Genomic DNA, 22,379 nt, shown 5'->3' on the forward strand with positions numbered 1-22,379 from the left:
GGAATCTTAGTAATATTACTATTTTTAATTTATATTACTATAATTATAGGCTTAAAATTATTAAAATCATTACCCATTTATTTTATTAAATTAATTTATTTTTGAACTATATTTTAAATTTATGACAGAAAGTGAAAGGTATTTAAATGCTTTATTGAAAGGGAATGAAAAAATAACTGCAGAGATATACACAAAATTTTATAGAAAAGTTAGTTCTTTTATTTTAGCCAATAAAGGAAAAGAAGAAGATGTAGAAGATGTTTTTCATGATGCCTTAATGTACTTAATAGTTGCTCATAAAAAACAAGCCTTAAAAATAAACTCTTTTGAAGGCTATTTTTTCACCATTTGTAAAAACATTTGGAAAACTTCATTAAAAAATAAAAATAAACAGGTAATAAATAATAATGTTTTACCACTAGAAGATAAAGATGATGATTTAAGCTTATTAATTATTCAACAAGAAAGAAGAGATTTATATCGAGATGCTTTTCATAAACTCTCTTCAAATTGTAAAGAAATTTTAGGTAACTATTTTAATGGAATGGGGTATCAAGAATTATTAGAAGAGTTTTCGTATAGTACAATAAATACTATTAGACAACGAGTTTTTAAATGTAAAACTAAGTTGATTTCATTAATAAAAAAGGATCGTCGTTATAACAAACTAAAGTGATGGAAGAAAAAACACAAGAAGAAATTGAACGTTACTTACATAACGAAATGAACATAGAAGAACGTTCTATTTTTGAAAAAAAAATAAAATCAGATGAATTGCTTAAAGAAGAAGTTTTACTTCAAATTGCAATTCATGAATCTTTTGAGGATCCTAGCATTCAACACAATCAAAATATTTATAACATCAATTTAATTAATGACATTAAACAACAATTAAAGTCAGATGAATTAAGACAAACTTCAAAATTTATTAAAGAAAGTACTAAAAAATATAAAAACTCAAATAAAAAAACTATAAAACTAGTAACCAAGTTTATTGCTTCAATAGCTGCGGTTATTTTAATTTCTTTTATGTTATTTTACAACTCCCAACAAAATTCTCTAAGTTTATATAATGAATATGCTGATTGGAACAACCTACCTTCTTTAATTGAAAAAGGAGAAAGTAATACTCTTTCAGAATTAGAAATACTGTACAACGCTAAAGAATATAAAAAAATTATTGCTTTTAATATACCTACAAATAAAGCTCCTTATGAATTAATCTACATAGGAACTTCTTATGTCAAGTTAAACGATTTTAAAAATGCTTCTATTATTTTTGACAAATTAATAAACACTAACTCATTAGAAAGCTCAAGAGGGTATTGGTATAAGCTTTTAATTCTTTTGAATCAGAATAAATTAACTGATGCTAAAAAAACGTTAACTATAATCCTTAATAACAAAGAAAATTATAATTATACTAAAGCTAAAGAGCTCTCAGAGAAAATTAAAAATATAAAATAGGAGATTTATTTAATTAACAGTTGATTTTCTAATTGAATAATTAGTTCTTTGGATGCTGGCGTGTTTTGTAATTTAAGTTCGTTTATCATTTGTTGAATGGTTGCCTTATCATGTACTTGAGAAGAATTCTCAAGTATAAAAAAGCGTTCCTTTTCAGCAAGAGAAAAAAATAAGTTATCTGACCATTGGTTTCTTTCTAAATCAATAACTAAATGAATTCTATCTGTATCTCCTAAATTTGAAACTGAATGTATATAGTTTACGTTTGTATACCAACATTCTCCAACTTTCATATCAACAATTTCATCATCTAATAAAAAAGTTACCTTATTATTAGTAATTATAGGAACATGGATACGAAAACAATTGTCTTCATATCCAAGTTTATAATCTCTATGAGGTTTTATTTTTGAGCCTTTTTCTAAGTTTAGTAATCTTACTGAAATTAATAAACTTTTAAAGGTATTTATAACTTCTTTAAGATATGGACATTCTTTTAAGAAAGGAGTTTCAGTTATTTTTACTTTTTCTATGGACGCATAAATATTATTCTCATCACCATTTTCAGCATATAAAGCTATTGATTTCCAACTCCCTTCGTAACCTGTTTTATTAAAATGATCATTCCATTTAGAAGTAACAATTGTTTGTAACTCATTCTGAAGTTTTTCAACATTAAACTGAAAAGGTAATTTTAAAAACCTAACCCCTTTTTCTTTTTCCATTATTTATCCTAGCATTTCACTTTTAACTCTAGTAAATTCTTTAATTATATCATCTAATACATCTTTAGCTGGTTTTATTTTATGAATTAATCCTGCTATTTGTCCTATCTCTAATTCGCCTTCCTCTAAATCACCTTCAAACATTCCTCGTTTAGCACGAGCCCTCCCCAATAAATCTTTAATTTCTTCTATTGTAGGGTTCTTCTGATACAGTTCTTGTACTTCATTGTAAAATTTATTCTTTACCAATCTAACAGGAGCTAACTCTTTTAATGTTAAATGAGTACCTCCATCTTTAACCTCAACTATTGTTTCTTTAAATTTATCATGAGCTGATGACTCTATCGTAGCTGCAAAACGGCTACCTACTTGTACTCCATCTGCACCTAATACCATTGCTGCTAACATTCCTCTACCTGACCCTATTCCTCCAGCTGCAATTACAGGTATTTTAACTTGTTCTTTAACCATGGGGATTAATGTAAAAGTAGTTGTTTCTTCACGCCCATTATGTCCGCCAGCTTCAAACCCTTCACATACCACTGCATCAACTCCAGCAGCTTCAGCTTTTAAAGCAAACTTAACAGAGCTTACAACATGAACAACTGTAATACCTTTATCTTTTAAAAAATTTGTCCATGTTTTAGGGTTTCCTGCTGAAGTAAAAACAATTTTCACTCCTTCTTCAATAATAATATCCATGATTTTTTCTATATCAGGATACAACATTGGTACATTAACTCCAAAAGGTTTATTTGTAGCTTTCTTACATTTTTGAATGTGCTCTCTTAATACATCAGGGTACATTGAACCTGCACCTATTAATCCTAAACCTCCTGCATTAGAAACTGCTGAAGCAAGTTTCCAACCACTTACCCATATCATTCCTCCTTGAATAATAGGGTATTCTATATTAAATAATGTTGTTATTTTATTTTGCATTAATTAAAACTTGTATAAAAATGAAATGGTGTACTAAAATGAACGGGGACTTTTCTACTCATATGAATAGCTGGTTCCCATCCTTTTATATTTTTGAAATAAATTTTTAACCTATTTTTTAAATCTATTGGTATTTTATCACTTGTATTTACAATCATTTTTCCTTTAGAGGTTACTATGAAATTTAAATAAACTCTTCCATTTATCTGAAAACCTGATGTAATTAATGTACTGTACATTTTTTTAATTCTTTTAAAAAAAACCTTACTATCTCCTCCTTTAAATAAAAGTTTTTTACGCTCTATCAACTCTTTTTTTACTTTTACACCATTTTCGTTATATAATAATGTTTTCATTAACTTCCCTTTAGAAAAATATTGCCTACAGGCTATATTCCCGTTAGTATGGTAATACTTCCATATTCCAGTCTTTACTCCATTAATATAAAATAATGTATTATCTACACCTCCATTATAAAACCATGATTTAACAATACCATTTAAATCACCATCTTTATTAAACGAAAATGTCTTTTTTAAATTTCCATTTCTATAAAATTCAACAAATTTCCCTTGTGGGTTTTTCTTATCTTTAAATTTATAAGCTCCTCTTTTTGCTAATTTTCCATTTCTAAAATAAAGTGATCCTACCCAAATAGTATCCTTTTTTACTATAGTTTCTATAAATTTAGCTTCTTTTTTTCTTTTTGTAATTTTTTCTTTATGGTTTATATAATTTACAATTGAATCTTTTTGACTAAATAAATTATTTACACATAACAACAATAATGTTATAATAATAAAATTCTTTTTCAATTTTAATTTCTTATTTTTTTATAAACTTAATTTTTTCAATTTTCCTTCCACTTTTAATTTGTAATATATATACACCTTTATTAAGTGATGACACATTTATTATATTAGAGTTAGAAATGTTCTTGTATACTTCTTGTCCTAGAACGCTATAAACAATTACCTCATTAATAGTATCAGTAAAAGAAATTATTAAATGATCATTTACAGGGTTTGGAAATATCTTAAACTCTTCTTTGTCATTATCTTCTGATGACAATGTTTTATTATACGCCTGTTCCAAATCTGGTACACCATACCCATACTGATTTGTTGGATTGCTATATTTATCTGCAGACTCTCTAATCATATTCATTATTTCTACATTCGTTTTTGAAGGAAAAGCTTGCCAAAAAGACGCTACTGCTCCAGCCATAACCGGTGAAGAAAAAGAAGTTCCATTTGATGTTGATGGAATTCCTGTTTGATGATTGATAACATAAACATTACGTCCATGTGCTAAAACATCTGGTTTTACCCTTCCATCTGCTGTAGGTCCAAATGAACTAAAAGAGGCTATCGTTTCTGTGGCATCAACAGCTCCAATCGTAAAAACAGAAGCAGCATCTGCTGGAGCAGAAATATATTTCCATGATTTATTACCATCATTCCCAGCTGAAGTAACCAATATCATACCTCTTGAAACTCCTATTTCTGCTCCTCTTGAAATAAAAGCTGTTTTCCCATCCATATCAGCATAGGTATGACTATAATTTGCGTTATCAAATGTAGTATACCCTAAAGATGTATTAATTACATCTACACCTAAACTATCTGACCTTTCAGCAGCCTCAACCCACAAACTTTCTTCTAAAGGTCCTTCATTAGAAACATCTTCTGTAATAAAAAGATAAAACGATGCGTCAGGCGCTGTTCCTACAAATTGATCTTTAATATATCCTGAAATATCTGACAAAACATTAGTTCCGTGATTATGACCTGAATAAAAGTTAGTACTTCTGTTAACAAAGTCATAACCTCCAAGAATTTTATTATTATCTCTAATCCTTTTAAAAGCACTTAATATATTTACATTTGGAAAACCTGCATCAATAACAGCTATTTGCATTCCCTTACCTGTAAAACCTTTTTTATGCAAAAAATCAGCTTTTATCATAGTTATTTGACTAGAAGTTAACCCATAATTGAAGTCTTCTTTTACTGATGAAAATTTATTATAATGTGATGCTTTCACTTTTTTTGTTGAAACAGTAGTTCTAGCGTTTAATGATCTATTAGCAAATTCAATTTTATCTATAAAATTAAATGTAGTTTTTAAAGCATCAATTTTTGATTTTTCTCCTCTAATATGAATTGCATTTAACCATTTTGACTTTGCTAAAACTGTTATACCATCAGCTCCTTTAATTTGATTATAATAACTACTATGTACTGGTACATCCTTTTCATCTAATGCTATCTTCTGTTTCGTTCTCCTATCTAAAGAACGTTGGGATAACATAGTTAAAGGATTAGATAAATAGTTAGAAGCACTAGGTTTATCTTTCAAAATAACCCATGCATCTTCTTGAGAAAAGAGATAAGAGCTAAATAATAAAACGCAAAAAAGTAGTAATTTTTTCATGTTGACTAAATTACTACTTTTATTATTATTTTTATAAAAACAAGCTAACTAATAACTCCTGAACCCAGTAACTCTTCTTCTTTATACCAAGCTACAAATTGACCTTCTTGAATTGCTGATTGTGGATTATCAAATTCAACATATAATCCTTTTTCAACTTTATGTAACATTGCTTTTTCTAATTTTTGACGATAGCGTATCCTTCCTTCTACTTCCAAAGTTTCACCAGATTTTAATGCTAAATCTTTACGTACCCAATGTAATTCTTCATTAGAAACAAATAAAACATTACGGTATAATCCTTTATGATTTTTTCCTTCTCCAGTATAAATTACATTTTCATCAACATCAGTTTCTATAACAAATAAAGGTTCTTTTGTTCCTCCTACTGCTAATCCTTTACGTTGTCCTTTTGTAAAATAATGAGCTCCTTGATGTTTTCCTACAACTTTACCATCTTCTTTCGTGTATACAAACTTTGTAGAAAAATACGCTAATTCAGCCTCTTTATTTTCAAATTGAGTAACTGAACGATTATATCCCTCAAAATCTGAGGGTATTTGAATAATAACCCCTTCTTTTGGTTGTAATTTTTGCTGTAAAAAATCTGGTAAACGTACTTTACCTATAAAACATAAACCTTGACTATCTTTTTTATCAGCTGTTATTAAATCTGCCTCTTTAGCTATCTCTCTAACCTCTGGCTTCGTTAATTCACCAATTGGAAATAAAGCTTTTGATAATTGTTTTTGAGATAACTGACATAAAAAATACGATTGATCTTTATTAGTATCCTTACCACCTAATAATTTATATACAGGCTTACCATCAATAATTTCTTCTGCTTTTCTACAGTAATGTCCTGTAGCAACATAATCTGCTCCTAAACTTAATGCAATATCCATAAATACATCAAATTTAATTTCACGATTACATAAAACATCAGGATTAGGAGTTCTTCCTTTCTCATACTCATTAAACATATAATCTACAATACGTACTTTATATTGTTCACTTAAATCAACAGTTTGAAATGGAATTCCTAATTTCTCAGCAACAATCATTGCATCATTACTATCTTCTAACCACGGACATTCATCAGATATAGTTACAGTATCATCATGCCAATTCTTCATGAATAAACCTATAACCTCATACCCTTGTTCTTTTAATAAGTGTGCCGTAACACTACTATCAACACCACCTGAAAGTCCTACTACTACTCTTTTCATTATTTACTTTTAGTGAGGTGCAAATTTACGAATACCTTTTCAATAATTAATCATTTCAATATAATTCCAATTAACACAGAAATCAACTGAAATTTCACCCGAAAAGGGTTACCCCTTTTTTTTAAGTTCTCTTTAATTTTACACAAACAACTAACCTATATAATTATGAAAAAAAGTATTTATTTTTTTACCCTAATTCTACATTCAGCCATACTAATTGCTCAAAACAATTGTAATTGTGATCATTACATATCCAATTTGAGTGCTACAAATTTCAACCTTATTAATGGTAACTCATTTGATTATAAACCTGGTGATATTTTTTGTATTGCTAGTGGTGAATATAAAGGGATTAGACTAGTTAATTTTAATGGCTCACAAAACAACCCTTTAATTTTTAAAAATGATGGAGGAAAAGTTATTTTCTCTGAAACAACATATCCAGCTATAGAATTAAAAGAAAGTACTTTTATAAAATTTACAGGTACTGGTAATACTGAAAACAAATATGGATTTATTGTTACAGCAAATACAACTGCTATAGGAATTACTGAGTTTAGTAGTGATATAGAAATGGATCATATTAAAGTAGAACGTGCTGGTTTCGCTGGTTTTATGGCAAAAACAAATCCGAGATGTAATAACCCAAAAACCTGGAGAAGAAATGGATTTATTATGAAAAACATTAAACTTCATGATAATTATATAAAAGACACTGAAGGTGAAGGGTTTTATATAGGTAGCACAGATGGATATAAAGTTAAAACAAGATTAAAATGTAATGATGAATATGCTTTTCCTCATTGGTTAGAAAACATTGAAATATATAATAATAGTATTGAAAATGTTGGCTGGGATGGTATTCAAGTAAATTTAGTGAGAAAAAATGGACAAATTTATAATAATACTATAACTGGTTATGGTACATCTACAAATAATGGATATCAAAAATTTGCAATGAGTATTGGAGGTGGTCGTTACTCAGTTTATAATAATTATATCAAAAACTTAAACGATGGTAAAGGAATGCAGTTTATAAGTACTCAAAGTGGTACAATGATATATAATAACGTGATGATTAATCCAAAATCTGATGCTATTTTTATACATAGTAGACATCAATTGGAAGATAAAACTAGAGCCTATTATGTTTTAAACAATACAATTATAAACCCTGAAAAATCAGGCGTTAAATTATATACTCATATTACAGAAAGTTCAAATCCAAATTTATTAAATACACTACAATCTTCTATTCCTAGTTATTTTGTAAATAATATTATTGTAAATCCAGGTAATAATTATGAAACTACTGGAACATGGAAAAATATTGATGAAAACTATTTTGACTTTAATGCTCCAGATGAAAAAAACATGCTGAAAAAATATATCAGTTCTAATTTACTTTCAAAAAATATTGATACACTTGGTTTTTCAGATTCATTAAATAATAATTATACTCCAAAAAACAGTAGCTCTAGTATGGTAGATACAGGTGAAGATTTAGTAAAATTTGGTATTACTAATGATTTTAATGGAATTAGCAGACCTCAAAACAATGCATTTGATATTGGAGCTTACGAACTAAAAAATGTGAGTAACTCTCTTCATGTAAAATCATTTAAACCTGAATCAAAAATCATCACTACTCTTTACCCAAACCCAACAAATAATTATATAATCATTAATACTTTTTTAAAAATTAATTCAGCTGTATTTTATGATATAAAAGGAAATTTTATTGAAAAAAAGGAAAATCCTTCAAATAAAATCTCTATTTCAAATTTGAAAGAAGGGCTTTATTTTATACGAATAAACTACGAAAACACAACTGAAGTTTTACAAATTATAAAAAAATAATATTAAAAAGAGCTATTGCATTTATAAATACAATAGCTCTTTAAAAAAATATTAAATATGTAAGTTTATTTATTTTTCAACTCAGATAACTTATTTTTCTTCTTCTTTGTAACTACTTCACCATCCATATAAAATTCCCATTTACCATCTCTCTTACCTTTTTTATAGTTCCCTTTTTCTTTTATATTTCCTTTCAAATCATAGTATTTCCCTTCACCATGTAATTTTCCTTCTTCATAGCTTACATCTTCTATCAAAACACCATCTTCAGTAAAAACTTTAGAAGTTCCATGTTTTTTCCCTTGACTATAATATGTTTCTTCTGTTAGCTTTCCATTAGTATAGTAGTTTTTTAATACTCCATCCAATTTTCCATTAGCATAATTCTCTTCAGAAATAATTTTTTTTCCATTAGGAAAATAATAAAGCCATGTACCTTCTCTATTTTTTCCTTTCATTTTTCCTTTACTCTTTAACTTCCCTGTAATAGTATAAAACTTTACATCAGCTACATTATTAACTAAAGAAAACTCCTTAATAATAGTTGGTTGAGTTGATGAAGTAATTGAATAAAATTTAAAAATTCCTATTTCTTTACCATCTTTAAACTCACCTTGATATCTAATTTTTCCGTTTTTATAAAACTTTTTCCAAACTCCAGTTCTTTTACCTTTATTATTAAATTGATTTGTTTTTTGAGCACTCATCGTTACTGTAAAAAACATTACTAATAAAATTGTGATTGAAAATATCCTTTTTATATTTATCATTTTGTTACTCCTTTTACGATTCAAATTTACATAAACCATACCAATATGAGTATTGATTTTTTAATTACTGTACTAAAAAATATGGATAACCCTGCAAGAGTTAATCGAAATAATGCAGCAAATATTGTATTAGAACAACCTGAGTTAGTAAATTTCTTAGTTGAATTAACTTTTGACACTAGCAATAAAATTTCAATAAAAGCTGCTTGGGTATTAGAATGGATTTGTACTCATCATGGTATAAATAACATACATCTATATCTTGATATATTTACTGAAAATATTTCAAAAGTGTATTTTGATAGTGCTATAAGACCTTGTGCTAAAATATGTGAACATTTAGCCACAGCATATACCTCCAAAAAAGAAAATGATACCAAATTTAATTTAACAGAAAATCATATTGATAAAATTGTTGAAACGGGGTTTGACTGGCTTATTACCGATCAAAAAATAGCTGTTAGAGCATATACAATGACTACCCTTTATTTATTCGGCTTACAAAAAAATTGGATTCATCCCGAACTAAAACACTTAATTAGTACTAAAATAATACATGAAAGTAAAGGCTGTAAAGCTAGAGGTACTAAAATATTAGAACTAATTAGTAAACATTCATAAAACATTCATTTCGGAAACAAATTTATTTCTTTTGAAAAGTCTTTACCTTTTTTTAACAAAAACCTTTATAAATTAATTGTAATTAATTAAAATTATATATTATGTTAAAAAAAATTAAAAGATTAGAGGGTGTTAAAAAATTAAAAACTTCTGATTTAAAAAAAGTTACAGGAGGTTGTGTTACTTACGATTTAGCTTTTGTTTGCTATGAAGATGGTAATTGTTGGGATTCAAACATTGATTTATCTGGAGATTATATTATGTGTGTTCCTACAGTTCCTGTATTTTAATCTAACTTTTTTCCCCTTGAAAATAATATTTAATCATTTTCGGAAACAAATTTACTTCTTTCGAAAACTTTTCAACTTTTATATCATCAAATCATTCTACATTGATAACAATATTAATAATTAAATTATAAGTTATGTTAAAAAAAATTTTAAGTTTAAGTGGTGTTCAAGAGTTAAATAATGCTAAAAAAAAAGTAATCAATGGAGGTGCCAATGATTATTTATGCTTTAAAGCTGATGGATCAAGTTTTAATTCTGGTACTGATGTATCGTCTTCTTCAGTGAACTGTTCACCTATTGCAGAAGTTGCTGCTAGTGATGATGACTATTTTGAGTTTAATTACAACGATCATATTAGACCATAATCTTAAAAGAAATCAAACTATAATAGCCATGTAAAAAACATGGCTATTTTTAATTAGATATTAGTAGGCTTTCTATACCCTTGAAAAGGTTGTTTTAACAACTCTTTTAAATTAGAGTTGATTTCTTCATCTGGAAATGTATCAACACCGTATACTATTTTTTCGCGGTCTAATTCCATATAAGTACCAAATACTCTATCCCAAATAGAAAAAATATTCCCATAATTACTATCAGTATAAGGCAATAAATTATGATGATGCACTTTATGCATATCTGGAGAAACTATAACATAACTCAATATCTTATCTAATTTTTTAGGCATTTTAATATTTGCATGATTGAATTGAGTTAAAACTAAAGAACAAGATTGATACAACATAACAACTGCAATAGGAACTCCTACTAAAAACACACCTAATAAAGTAAATATGAATCGTATTATACTTTCAATAGGATGATGTCTGTTTGCTGTTGTGGTGTCTACTTTATGATCTGTATGATGCACTAAATGTACCATCCATAACGGCTTTACCTTGTGCTCTACAAAATGTGCTAAATAAGCTCCAAAAAAATCTAAGAAAAATACTCCTAAAAAAACATAAAGCCATAATGGCATTTTAGGTAAACTATTTATTAGTCCAAAGTTATTTTCTTGCACCCAATCAGCCGTTTTTAATAATAAAAAAGCCAACAAAAAATTAATTACAATAGTAGTTCCTGTAAAAAACAAATTAGGAAATGAATGTTTCCATTTATTGTACTTAAAATTAAATAATGGTATGGCGCCTTCGAGTAACCAAAAAAAAGTTATTCCTCCAACAAGTATTAAACTTCTATGAGCTGAAGGAATTGTTTCAAAATAATTTATAAGGGTTTCCAATATGTACTAGTTTTCCTTAAAAATAAAAAAAAGTTTTGAGTTAGTCTTTTCTTTTTTAATAATCTACAATTTTTGTAAAAAAACTTCTACTTCATCTTTTTGATGTAAAGTTTAATTTTTTTTCCTAATCGAAATCTACTTGACCTAACTAACCGCTTCAAGTAATACATTTCTAAGAGTAGATATTTTTTTATTTGATAACCCTAATTTTATAAAGCTACATAATTCTCGCCCTGACTTACTTAAAGTTGAAAAATATTTTTCTAAATATCTGTCTTTTTATTTTTTACTAAGTTATATTCAAGCTTCTTAAAATTAAAAATAACAACCCTTACACCAATTCATTACACTAAAAATTCTATCGTTGCTTTTTAGCTCTAGGTGATCTTCTAACTTTTTCATTAGATTTTAAAGGTAAGCGCTTTTTTAATTCTTCAACAATTCTATAAGTAGCAGGGCAAATCTCAGTATTGTTTATTGTTAAATCTGAAATTTGAGCAAACTTTTTACGATTGGTATGTGGATATTCAGCACATGCCTTTGGCCGAACATCATAAATATAACAAGAATTATCTCGTTCATCTAAAAAAGTACAGGGTGCAGATTTCAACACCATAAAATCGTCTGAATCTCTTTCTAAATATTGATCAACAAAGTTATGAACTTTCATTTTTAAATGTTTTGCTACTCGTTCAATATCTTTATCAGTAAAAATTGGAGATGTTGTTTTGCAACAATTACCACAGTCTAAACAATCGGTTTTTTCAAACTCTTCATCATGAATTTCTCTAACTATTAAGTCTAAACGTTTTGGCGTTCTCTTTTTTAAAAGTTGAAAATATTTTTTATTCTCTTCTAAAGCGTCTTTTGCTAATTTCTCTAAATTTTCTAAATCTTTATCCATCATTCAACAGTTTAAATATAACTATAATTCTATTAATTATTTTCTTAAAATCTAAAAGAAAACTAGACGCCTTTTTAGCATTTTAAATCATTGCAAAAATACCTATATAAATTGTTAGAATCACTTTAAATATCATCCAAATAAATTATGTAATTTTGCACATCAATTTTTAATAAATAATGAGTATTCAAACCTTAATAGAAACTAAAGTAAAAGAAGGATTTTTAGCCTTGTATAATATTGAAATTCCAAGTGTTGAATTTCAAGCAACTCGTAAAGATTTTGAAGGAGACATCACTGTTGTTGTGTTCCCTTTACTGCGGTACAAAAAAGGAAATCCAGTTCAAATTGGTGAAGATTTAGGTAAGTACTTAGTAGAAAACATAGAAGAAATAACTAATTATAATGTAGTTAAAGGTTTTTTAAATTTAGTAATTGACGATTCTTTTTATGTAAACTTCTTTAACCAAATTTCAACTAACACTTCATATGGCTTTGTAAATGAAAACAAGATTGATGCTCGTATGGTTGAATATTCATCTCCTAACACCAACAAACCTTTACATTTAGGGCATGTTAGAAATGTGTTACTTGGATATTCGGTTGCTGAAATATTAAAAGCATCTGGAAAAAAAGTTTACAAAACTCAGATTATTAACGATCGTGGTATTCATATTTGTAAGTCTATGTTGGCTTGGGAAAAGTTCGGTAACGGAGAAACTCCAAACTCAACAGGTTTAAAAGGTGATAAATTAGTAGGTAATTATTATGTGAAGTTTGACCAAGAATATAAAAAAGAGATTGCTGCGTTAATTGCTTCTGGTATTTCTGAAGATGATGCAAAAAAGCAAGCTCCGTTATTTATCGAAGCTCAAGAAATGCTTCGTAAATGGGAATCTGGTGATGAAAAGGTTGTTGCTTTATGGGAAACTATGAATGGATGGGTGTATAAAGGTTTCGATGTTACTTATAAAAATATAGGTGTAGATTTCGATAAATTATACTACGAGAGTAATACTTACTTATTAGGTAAAGATGTTATTGAAGAGGGGTTAAAAACGAATGTTTTTTTTAAAAAGGAAGATGGTTCTGTTTGGTGTGATTTAACTGATGAAGGTTTAGATGAAAAACTAGTATTACGTTCAGATGGAACTGCTGTTTATATGACGCAAGATATTGGTACTGCCATTCAACGTTCTAAAGACATGCCTGATGTTGGTGGAATGGTATATACAGTTGGTAATGAACAAGATTATCACTTTAAAGTATTATTCTTAATTCTTAAAAAGTTAGGGTATTCTTGGGCTAGTCAACTGCATCATTTAAGTTACGGAATGGTTGATTTACCTTCTGGAAAAATGAAATCTCGTGAAGGTACAGTAGTAGATGCAGATGATTTAATGGATGAAATGACTGATACAGCGCGTACTATTTCTCAAGAATTAGGGAAATTAGAAGGATATTCTAATGAAGAGAAAGAAGAATTGTATAAAATTATTGGATTAGGAGCTTTAAAATACTTTATCTTAAAAGTAGATCCTAAAAAGAGAATTTTATTTGATCCAAAATCTTCGGTAGATTTTCAAGGAAATACAGGGCCTTTTATTCAATACACCTATGCTAGAATTCAATCAATTATAAGAAAAGCAACTTTTGATTATTCTCAACCTGTAGCTATTGAATTACACGATAAAGAAAAAGAATTAATTAAGCAATTAGAATTATATCCTGAAATAATTCAGCAAGCTGCTAATAATTATTCACCAGCAGTTATTGCAAATTACACCTACGAATTGGTTAAAGAGTTTAATTCTTTCTACCAAAACGTACATATTTTAGGAGAAGAAGATCAAGATAAAAAAACATTTAGAGTTCAGCTAGCTAAAAAAGTTGCTAATACTATAAAGTCTGCATTTAATTTATTAGGAATTCAGGTTCCTGAAAGAATGTAGAAAAGTTAGCAGGTATTCCTGCGTTAGGGATTAGGGCGGCATCCTTTTTAAAACATTATAAAGTAAGCGTCTTTACGAGGACAAGGGACGAAGTAATCTCATAGGATTAAGAGATTACCACAGTTTACAAAAAAGTAAACTTCGTAATGACACGTTTTAAAAAGATATAGAGGAAAGCCCGTTAAAACGCCCAAAACAATTTATTTGTGATTTTTATTAGTAAAATCATTGAAACCGTAGAATAATAATATAACAAACAACAAGTAAAATAAACGACATGAAATACGACGTATTAATAATCGGAAGTGGTCCTGGAGGTTATGTAACAGCTATTAGAGCATCTCAATTAGGCTTTAAAACTGCTGTAATAGAAAAAGAAAACTTAGGTGGAATTTGCTTAAACTGGGGATGTATTCCTACAAAAGCTTTATTAAAATCTGCTCAAGTATATGATTATTTAAAACATGTTGATGAGTATGGATTAAAAGCTGAAGCTATTGATAAAGACTTTGAAGCTGTAATTAAGCGTAGTCGTGGTGTTGCTGAAGGAATGAGCAAAGGAGTTCAGTTCTTAATGAAGAAAAATAAAATTGACATCATTGATGGTTTTGGTAAAGTTAAACCTGGTAAAAAAGTAGATGTTACTGCTGAAGATGGAACTGTTACTGAATATAGTGCTGATACTATTATTATAGCTACAGGTGCTCGTTCAAGAGTGTTACCAAACTTACCTCAAGATGGTAAAAAAGTAATTGGTTACCGTGAAGCTATGAGTTTGCCAAAACAACCAAAGTCTATGATTGTTGTAGGTTCTGGTGCTATTGGTGTTGAGTTTGCACACTTCTATAATTCTATGGGAACTGAGGTAACTATCGTTGAATTTATGCCAACTATTGTTCCTGTTGAAGATAAAGATGTTTCTAAACAAATGGAACGTTCTTTTAAGAAATCAGGTATTAAAATAATGACAAGTTCTTCTGTTGAATCTGTAGATACTTCTGGAGATGGAGTAAAAGCAACAGTTAAAACTAAAAAAGGAGAACAAATTTTAGAAGCTGACATCGTATTATCCGCTGTTGGTATTAAAACTAACATCGAAAACATTGGTTTAGAAGATGTTGGAATTATTACTGATAGAGATAAAATTTTAGTAAACGATTGGTATCAAACTAATATCCCTGGATACTACGCAATTGGTGATGTAACTCCTGGGCCTGCACTTGCTCACGTTGCTTCTGCTGAAGGAATTACTTGTGTTGAAAAATTAGCAGGTTTACATACAGAAGCTATTGACTATGGAAACATTCCTGGTTGTACCTATGCTACTCCAGAAATTGCTTCAGTTGGATTAACTGAGGCCAAGGCAAAAGAAGCTGGTTATGAATTAAAAGTTGGTAAATTCCCATTCTCTGCATCAGGAAAAGCAAAAGCAGCTGGAACTCCAGATGGTTTTGTTAAAGTAATTTTCGATGCTAAATATGGTGAATGGTTAGGTTGCCATATGATTGGAGCTGGTGTTACAGATATGATTGCAGAAGCAGTTTTAGGTCGTAAATTAGAAACTACAGGACATGAAGTTTTAAAAGCTATTCACCCTCACCCTACTATGAGTGAAGCGGTAATGGAAGCTGTTGCTGATGCTTATGATGAAGTAATTCATTTATAAAAAAATCAGAAAACATTTTTATATAAATAAAAAAAGAGCGCAAGATGCGCTCTTTTTTTATTCTGTAATAATTAATTATTCGTAGATCTTACTGTACCAATGTTAAATGAAGGTACTGGTAATTTTAGTCCAAAAAACCAATAAGGATCACCAGTAAATACATTAATAGCTATCCCAGACTGCACATAATCATGAAGTAAAGAAACTACAACACCAACTCCTAACTCGGGAACATCATCAGCATCAAAATCTGGTGCAGACATATGTAAACCTACTCCCCAATCAAAAATTCTATTATAAGTGACACTTTTTCTTCGTGCTTTTTGATCCCAAATACCTTTAAAAATTAAATTATAATATGGTGCCATTTGAAACTGCGTTTTTACTTCAGTATTTGCTAATGGATCAGCAAAAATAACACCTACAGATCCTTCTAAATGAGGAAGAACTTTATACATATAAACCTCTCTATTTTCACTATATAATAATTTTTTCTTTGAATTAACTTCTAACTTAAAAGCAATTCTATCTCCACTTTTTCTTTTTCCTGTAGTTATTAAATCTAAATCCGTTTGCTTAGGTATATCCTTTAATGATAATTTAAATACTTTATTACTAAATTTCAACAATGAAAAATCAATAGGTGTCCCTGATAATAGTTCATTTATAGCACCTACAATTTCATTGTTAAAGGCAATTCTTATCCATGAATCTAAATTATCTTTTAATTTATTTACTGTACTCTCTAAATTTTCATGACTTCCTAACGCTTTAATTTTAGTATATAATGAAGTACTCTTTATTAAAAGTTTCTTTCCTTCTTTATCTATTAAATCTATATCATTTTTAATTTGAGATATCACTTGAAAAACAATACTCTGATTATTAAATGTTAAATTTTCATAATAAGTAACTCGTTCTTTAATTTCTTTCTCAAAAACTTCTAAATCGCTTTTAAAACTAGTAAAATCAACAATAATTTGATTTACCTCTGTTGCAACAGGTAGCGCTCTTAAATCTTCATTAATTTGATTTACAAGCATTTCTAATTCATTAGAAAATATCTTTTTTAAATAAGTTAATTGATTATTTACTATATTTTTTAAAGCCGTAAGTCCACTAGTTTTATTCTCCTGAGCTAATTTACTGAATTCTTCAAATTCTTTTAACTGTTCTTCAGTAGGTAAAATTTGCCAACGTTGTACCTCATACGGTTTTTTAGGTGCTATAGAGTCAAAACCAGGTAAGTGTAATGACTCTGTTTGCCCATTATTAGATAACCAAGCACCAAATTGAACATAAACACCTTCTTTATCTGCATATTCTTCAAGTTCCTTTATTAATTTATCTAATTCTTTTTGAGCTGCATCATACATGTATTCCAACCTGTACCTTTGAAAATTAACATTCTCCTCTTTTAAAATATCAGCTAAATCAATAACGTCTCTGGCTATTTTACTCATTTCTCTAGCCCATTCCTTGTTTTTTTCATTACTAGTATCTTCTTTAAATTCATTGTAATTATAAGCACTCAAAGTAGCATTAAATGATTTTAAAAGACTTTTCCTAGACTCCAATATTTTAGTGAAAAACTTTATTTTTTCTACAATACTAGTTGAAACTCCATTTGTGTTTTGTCTTGCTTTTTCTAAAATTACATTTTTATTTAGATCAATTTGTAAAACACTATTAATATCAACAACTATGTTATTTTTATAATCATCCTTGTTTTTTTCGTAACCGCCATCTCTATCTCTTTCCAAAACTGAAATAACTTTTTCTTGTCCTATACTAGTTATACTTTGTATGAGTAATAAAACTAAAAAAATATAATGTGATGCTTTCATCTTTTCTTTTTTAAATACTTAAATTTTTATCAAATGCCCAGGCTCTAAAAATTGATCTTTCTATATAATACATAGGCTTATTAGCATACTTTTGTGTTAACACTGCATCTCCAATATTATTAAAAACATTAGTAATTGAAAAAAAGATGTATTCTTGAATAGCATCCCATTTTATTGTATCTAATCTAGGATTTACATGTAGACTACTCAATAAGTCATTTAGCAATACAGGGTTCTTGGCCTGAACTACACGAACTCCTTTAAAAAAATGATCATCTGAATTAATTAAAGAAGATATTTTTGTTAAAACTGTTTCAGCTGTATTGCTATTACCTATTACTAATAATATTACAACTGGATCATTGAATAAATCATTCAATGTTGCTTCTGCATCAGCTTTGTTTGTTTCTGATAAGAAAATAGGGTTAATCATAATGTTTGGTTATAGTTTTTAGTTGTTTACAAAATATTGAAAATTAATTAAATACTACAAAAGGTTTTGCACTAATTTTTATTAGTTATTACCCTATACTTCTTTTACTTAAATAAAAAATCTCAACGTTAAATTTAACGCTGAGATTTTTAAGTGCATAACTTTTATAAAAACTATTTAAATATTAATTTCTAATATAGAAAACCCATTTTACCTTGTTTATAATCTCTTAAAGCTTCCATTATTTCAGTTTGTGAATTCATTACATAGGGCCCCCAAGATGTTACTTTCTCTTTAATTGGTTCACCAGAAAGGAACAACAATACACTTCCTTTTTCAGCTTCTAACTCAATCCTACTTCCTTCTTCTTTAAAAGTTATCATTTGGTTTTCACCTTTCAATAAAGTCGTTTCTTTATTTATAATAGCTTTACCTTGTAATAAATACACAAGTGCTTTATGACCTTCAGGAACATCAAACTCAATTTTTCCGTTATTTTTAGCTTCAATAGTGAATACATTTACTGAAGTTTGCGTTTTTATTAACCCTTGTTTATTCTTCTGCCCTCCAGCAATTACTTTTAATAAAATACTTTTATCAATATTTTCAACAATAGGTATCTGTGATGCTTTAATATGCTGATAGTTAGCAGGAATCATTTTTTTATTAGCAGGAAGATTAAGCCACAATTGGATTCCTTCTAAATCTCCGGTTTTTTCAATAAATTCTTTTGTAGGTCCTTCAGAATGTACAATTCCTCTACCTGCTGTTACCCATTGAACATCACCTGCTTCTACAATCACTTCGTTACCTAAAGAATCTCTATGCAACTGTTCTCCTTTAAATAATAAAGTTATTGGTTCAAAACCTCTATGAGGATGTGCACCTACATCAAAAGGATTATTAAAAGGACTAATAGCATAAGGCCCATAATGGTGAAGTAATAAAAAAGGATCAACCATTTCTATACCTTCAACTGGCAAAGGTTGTCGTAACCTAATATTCCCCATATTTACTATAGGACTCTCACTTATTTTATGAACTATTTTTAAATCCATTTTATTTTTTTATCTTAATTTATCTAATAAATCACTTAACTGTACAGCTTCTTCTTCAGTTAAATTTTCAAAAAAATCAAATTCAATGGTATTACCAATATCAGATAGTAATGTTAAACCACTTTCAGAAATTTTTATAAACACTACTCTTCTATCTGTATTGCATCTATATCTTTCTATAAACTTTTTATCACATAATTTATCCATTAAACGTGTTGCATTGGGTGCACGTTCAATCATTCTATCTTTTATTAATTGTACTTTTACTGGCTTACCTGCTCCTCGTAAAATTCTAAGAATATTATATTGCTGTGGTGAAATACCATAAGGTTTAAAAAATTCATTCTCCTTACTCGTCAACCAATTTGCAGTATATTTAATATTAATAAAAGCTTTTACTTTATCATTTGGAAACGTTGATTTAATGTCTTTTGAAATATCTCCCATTTCTTTTATTTTTTCTCTTACAAAATTATAAAAACCTTAAATAATTACCAAGGAATATATTTACAATTCATAATATGTAAACTCAAATTATAATGAAGTTTTTAACTTATTAACCAATTCTTTTAGTTGGTCATTATACTCTTCATTAATTAAACCACCGTCTTTAAAATTTTCAGAAAAAGAGGGTAAAGAAAAATCTGCTACAATTCTTCCTCCCATATAAGGAAAACCGGCTTTTGCTATAGATAGAACTGAACTTCCTCCTCTAGCCCCAGGTGAAGTTGCCATTAAAAGCATTGGAATATTATTCCACAATTTTTGCTGAATTCTTGACATCCAATCGTATGCATTTTTAAAAACTGCTGAAAAATTACCATTATGTTCTGCTAAAGAAAGTATAATACCATCAGCACCATGAATTTCATCTAAGAACTTACTTGCATTTTTTGGAATACCATTATTTGTTTCTTCATCAATTCCGTAAACTGGAAGTGTAAAATCATTTAAATCTAAAACTGATACTTCAACATTATCTAACAAACTACTTGCATACTCTGCTAATTGTTTATTAATTGAATTAACACTATTACTACCTGCAAATACTACTACTTTTTTCATTTTTTATTTAATTTTTGAAATTATAGGTGTTTCACCCTTTACCATTTTTGCTACTGGACATTTACCAGCTATTTCCAATAATCTTTTTCTTTGTTTATCGGTTACTTCTTTTTCAAAAGAAATTTCTTCTTCTAATATTTTTTGAACACCTTCAGAAGTTAATTTTTCCTTTTGATAAACATTAACTGTTATTTTACCTAAATCCCACCCTTTGTGTTTTGCATACATCCTAAGTGTCATTGATACACATCCACCTATTGCTGTTAATAAATACTCAACTGGTGTAGGACCGTTATCATCACCTCCTTTATTAGTTGGTTCATCTATAACTACAAAGTGATTTCTCATTTTAGACTCAGCTAAATAATCACGATTACTCAATGTTACTTTAGAAACTGTTGTTGCCATATTATGCTTTCTTATCAAAGATATATGAAACAACCAATAAAATTAATGCCACTAAAGCTGCAAATTGCCCACCATCTGAAATCATTACATGCGCAAAAAACGCCAAAATAAAAGCAAAAAAGAATCCTGCATACGCCCATTCTCTGAAAAACTTTCCTTTAAAAAACCAAATGGCAATTAAACCTAAAATTTTTGCAATTGCGTATGGATATATTATATAAGTTGGATATCCAAACCCTGTGAACATTCCTGCAACTTCTGCATGATTAAAAAAATACATTCCTGCTGAAAACAACATTAACAAAGTCAATAAACCTGTTGATACGTAAAAAATAATTTTATTCTTATTCATTGTGTTATATTTTAAATTTAATGCAAATATACATTTTATTTTCCATGGCATATAATTTTACGGAAAATATTATTTATACTAATATAAATTAATTTGATATTAAAAATTTATTATATTTGCATAAGTACTTATATAAATACTTATTTAAAATATGGTAGACGCATTAAAAGGTATAGGAGAAATTGGCATGGGGTCACGACTTAAAAGGGTTAGTGACTATATGATGCGAGAAACTCAACTAGTATATAACGAATTTAATATAGATTTCGACCCCTATTTATTTCCTATTTTCAAAATCATTAAAAATAAAAATGGTGTTACGAATACTGAGATTAATGCTAGTTTAAAAACATCACAACCCGCAACTACTCAAACTCTTAACAAACTGATAAAAAAACAACTTATAATACTAAAAGAAGATAAACATGATAAGAGAAAGAAAATTATTTTCCTATCAAAAAAAGGAATTGAACTAATACAAAAGATAACTCCACTTTGGGAAAGTATTGAACATATTATTAAAGAATACACCGCTATACAATCAAATTCATTAATTGAACATCTAAATATTTTAGAAGAAAAATTTAATCAAAAAGATTTTAGTCAAGCGATAATTGAACATGTAAAAATGAATACAACAACAAAAACAATTGAAATTGTAGATTTTAAAAATGAGTACTCAACTTCTTTCTACAACTTAAATATTGAATGGTTAAAATCCTTCTTTTATGTAGAAGCCTTTGATGAAGAAGTATTAAGTAATCCTGAAAAATATATTATTAATAAAAGAGGACATATTTTCTTTGCAAAATTAGGCGCTGAAATTGTTGGAACCGTTGCTCTAATGCCAAAAGATGGTACTTATGAGTTAACAAAAATGGCAGTGTCACCAAATTACAGAGGCCATAAAATTGGTCAACTATTAATGCAACATTGCATTGACTTTGCTACTAAAAATAACTTTAAGAGCTTAATATTATACTCTAATAGAAAACTTGAAAACGCTATTTATATTTATAGGAAATATAACTTCATTGAAATTCCTGTTGAAGAAGACTCTCCATATGAACGAAGTGATATTAAAATGAAATTAAACCTAAACTAA

Annotated in this window: 24 protein-coding genes; 9 read left to right on the forward strand and 15 right to left on the reverse strand. The window is 28.2% G+C overall.

Annotated features, from left to right (window positions below):
* Nucleotides 1–121 precede the first annotated feature (121 nt).
* Together DS884_RS04335 and DS884_RS04340 are read left to right on the forward strand one after the other, a co-directional pair.
* Entirely contained in the window at nt 122–676 is a 555-nt protein-coding gene (locus tag DS884_RS04335) for an RNA polymerase sigma factor (protein WP_093871450.1), read from the forward strand.
* Nucleotides 676–1,467: a tetratricopeptide repeat protein gene (locus tag DS884_RS04340; RefSeq protein WP_113785910.1), complete on the forward strand. Its 792-nt coding sequence runs from the start codon at nt 676–678 to the stop codon at nt 1,465–1,467. The genes DS884_RS04335 and DS884_RS04340 overlap by 1 nt, the downstream gene beginning before the upstream one ends.
* A 5-nt stretch (nt 1,468–1,472) precedes the next feature.
* On the opposite strand, the gene DS884_RS04345 is transcribed toward DS884_RS04340, so the two are convergent.
* Genes DS884_RS04345 through mnmA form a run of 5 tightly spaced genes read right to left on the reverse strand, consistent with a single transcriptional unit; the run spans nt 1,473 to nt 6,802 of the window.
* On the reverse strand, nt 1,473–2,192 hold the full coding sequence (locus DS884_RS04345; RefSeq protein WP_113785911.1) for an aspartyl/asparaginyl beta-hydroxylase domain-containing protein: 720 nt from the start codon (nt 2,190–2,192) through the stop codon (nt 1,473–1,475).
* A gap of 3 nt (nt 2,193–2,195) precedes the next feature.
* On the reverse strand, nt 2,196–3,134 hold the full coding sequence (locus DS884_RS04350; RefSeq protein ID WP_113785912.1) for an NAD(P)H-dependent flavin oxidoreductase: 939 nt from the start codon (nt 3,132–3,134) through the stop codon (nt 2,196–2,198).
* On the reverse strand, nt 3,134–3,949 hold the full coding sequence (locus DS884_RS04355) for a toxin-antitoxin system YwqK family antitoxin (protein ID WP_113785913.1): 816 nt from the start codon (nt 3,947–3,949) through the stop codon (nt 3,134–3,136). The genes DS884_RS04350 and DS884_RS04355 overlap by 1 nt, the downstream gene beginning before the upstream one ends.
* Nucleotides 3,950–3,959: 10 nt before the next feature.
* The gene (locus tag DS884_RS04360) at nt 3,960–5,570 is read right to left on the reverse strand and encodes a S8 family serine peptidase (RefSeq protein ID WP_113785914.1); all 1,611 of its coding nucleotides are present in this window, start codon (nt 5,568–5,570) and stop codon (nt 3,960–3,962) included.
* Nucleotides 5,571–5,614: 44 nt separating this feature from the next.
* Complete coding sequence (mnmA, locus tag DS884_RS04365; protein WP_113785915.1) at nt 5,615–6,802, reverse strand: tRNA 2-thiouridine(34) synthase MnmA; 1,188 nt, start codon at nt 6,800–6,802, stop codon at nt 5,615–5,617.
* A gap of 165 nt (nt 6,803–6,967) precedes the next feature.
* Between mnmA and DS884_RS04370 the strand changes: the two genes are divergently transcribed.
* Nucleotides 6,968–8,662, forward strand: a complete 1,695-nt coding sequence (locus DS884_RS04370; protein WP_113785916.1) for a T9SS type A sorting domain-containing protein — start codon at nt 6,968–6,970, stop codon at nt 8,660–8,662.
* A 65-nt stretch (nt 8,663–8,727) separates the two neighbouring features.
* On the opposite strand, the gene DS884_RS04375 is transcribed toward DS884_RS04370, so the two are convergent.
* Complete coding sequence (locus tag DS884_RS04375; protein ID WP_233487108.1) at nt 8,728–9,432, reverse strand: toxin-antitoxin system YwqK family antitoxin; 705 nt, start codon at nt 9,430–9,432, stop codon at nt 8,728–8,730.
* 45 nt (nt 9,433–9,477) lie between these two features.
* Between DS884_RS04375 and DS884_RS04380 the strand changes: the two genes are divergently transcribed.
* The 3 genes from DS884_RS04380 to DS884_RS04390 all read left to right on the forward strand — a co-directional run bounded on the left by DS884_RS04380 (nt 9,478) and on the right by DS884_RS04390 (nt 10,708).
* A complete protein-coding gene (locus DS884_RS04380) occupies nt 9,478–10,053 on the forward strand; it encodes an adenylosuccinate lyase (RefSeq protein WP_113785918.1) in 576 nt (191 codons plus the stop codon).
* A 101-nt stretch (nt 10,054–10,154) separates the two neighbouring features.
* Nucleotides 10,155–10,343, forward strand: coding sequence for a hypothetical protein (locus DS884_RS04385; protein WP_093871460.1), 189 nt, complete (start codon nt 10,155–10,157; stop codon nt 10,341–10,343).
* A gap of 134 nt (nt 10,344–10,477) precedes the next feature.
* Entirely contained in the window at nt 10,478–10,708 is a 231-nt protein-coding gene (locus DS884_RS04390) for a hypothetical protein (RefSeq protein WP_113785919.1), read from the forward strand.
* 53 nt (nt 10,709–10,761) lie between these two features.
* On the opposite strand, the gene DS884_RS04395 is transcribed toward DS884_RS04390, so the two are convergent.
* Both DS884_RS04395 and DS884_RS04400 read right to left on the reverse strand, forming a co-directional pair.
* A complete protein-coding gene (locus tag DS884_RS04395; protein WP_113785920.1) occupies nt 10,762–11,589 on the reverse strand; it encodes a sterol desaturase family protein in 828 nt (275 codons plus the stop codon).
* A gap of 358 nt (nt 11,590–11,947) precedes the next feature.
* Nucleotides 11,948–12,493 (reverse strand): YkgJ family cysteine cluster protein, encoded by a 546-nt coding sequence (locus DS884_RS04400; protein WP_093871463.1) that lies wholly within the window; start codon nt 12,491–12,493, stop codon nt 11,948–11,950.
* Nucleotides 12,494–12,672: 179 nt separating this feature from the next.
* Here DS884_RS04400 and argS point away from each other — a divergent pair, with 179 nt between their 5' ends.
* Together argS and lpdA are read left to right on the forward strand one after the other, a co-directional pair.
* Nucleotides 12,673–14,445: an arginine--tRNA ligase gene (gene argS / locus DS884_RS04405; protein ID WP_113785921.1), complete on the forward strand. Its 1,773-nt coding sequence runs from the start codon at nt 12,673–12,675 to the stop codon at nt 14,443–14,445.
* 277 nt (nt 14,446–14,722) lie between these two features.
* Nucleotides 14,723–16,111, forward strand: coding sequence for a dihydrolipoyl dehydrogenase (lpdA, locus tag DS884_RS04410; protein WP_113785922.1), 1,389 nt, complete (start codon nt 14,723–14,725; stop codon nt 16,109–16,111).
* A 71-nt stretch (nt 16,112–16,182) separates the two neighbouring features.
* On the opposite strand, the gene DS884_RS04415 is transcribed toward lpdA, so the two are convergent.
* The 7 genes from DS884_RS04415 to DS884_RS04445 all read right to left on the reverse strand — a co-directional run bounded on the left by DS884_RS04415 (nt 16,183) and on the right by DS884_RS04445 (nt 21,274).
* Entirely contained in the window at nt 16,183–17,958 is a 1,776-nt protein-coding gene (locus tag DS884_RS04415) for a hypothetical protein (RefSeq protein WP_113785923.1), read from the reverse strand.
* A gap of 10 nt (nt 17,959–17,968) precedes the next feature.
* Entirely contained in the window at nt 17,969–18,391 is a 423-nt protein-coding gene (locus DS884_RS04420) for a hypothetical protein (protein ID WP_113785924.1), read from the reverse strand.
* A 191-nt stretch (nt 18,392–18,582) separates the two neighbouring features.
* Nucleotides 18,583–19,449 (reverse strand): pirin family protein, encoded by an 867-nt coding sequence (locus DS884_RS04425; protein WP_113785925.1) that lies wholly within the window; start codon nt 19,447–19,449, stop codon nt 18,583–18,585.
* Between the two features lie 9 nt (nt 19,450–19,458).
* Nucleotides 19,459–19,896, reverse strand: coding sequence for a MarR family winged helix-turn-helix transcriptional regulator (locus DS884_RS04430; RefSeq protein ID WP_093871469.1), 438 nt, complete (start codon nt 19,894–19,896; stop codon nt 19,459–19,461).
* 87 nt (nt 19,897–19,983) lie between these two features.
* Nucleotides 19,984–20,514: an NADPH-dependent FMN reductase gene (locus DS884_RS04435; RefSeq protein ID WP_113785926.1), complete on the reverse strand. Its 531-nt coding sequence runs from the start codon at nt 20,512–20,514 to the stop codon at nt 19,984–19,986.
* A 3-nt stretch (nt 20,515–20,517) separates the two neighbouring features.
* Nucleotides 20,518–20,922 carry an OsmC family protein gene (locus tag DS884_RS04440; protein WP_113785927.1) on the reverse strand — a complete coding sequence of 135 codons (405 nt, stop codon included), beginning with the start codon at nt 20,920–20,922 and terminating at the stop codon, nt 20,518–20,520.
* Between the two features lies 1 nt (nt 20,923).
* Nucleotides 20,924–21,274, reverse strand: a complete 351-nt coding sequence (locus tag DS884_RS04445; protein WP_093871472.1) for a DoxX family protein — start codon at nt 21,272–21,274, stop codon at nt 20,924–20,926.
* Between the two features lie 151 nt (nt 21,275–21,425).
* Between DS884_RS04445 and DS884_RS18770 the strand changes: the two genes are divergently transcribed.
* Nucleotides 21,426–22,379, forward strand: coding sequence for a bifunctional helix-turn-helix transcriptional regulator/GNAT family N-acetyltransferase (locus tag DS884_RS18770; RefSeq protein WP_113785928.1), 954 nt, complete (start codon nt 21,426–21,428; stop codon nt 22,377–22,379).

It is taken from the genome of Tenacibaculum sp. E3R01, from assembly GCF_003318185.1.
Taxonomy (GTDB): domain Bacteria; phylum Bacteroidota; class Bacteroidia; order Flavobacteriales; family Flavobacteriaceae; genus Polaribacter; species Polaribacter halocynthiae.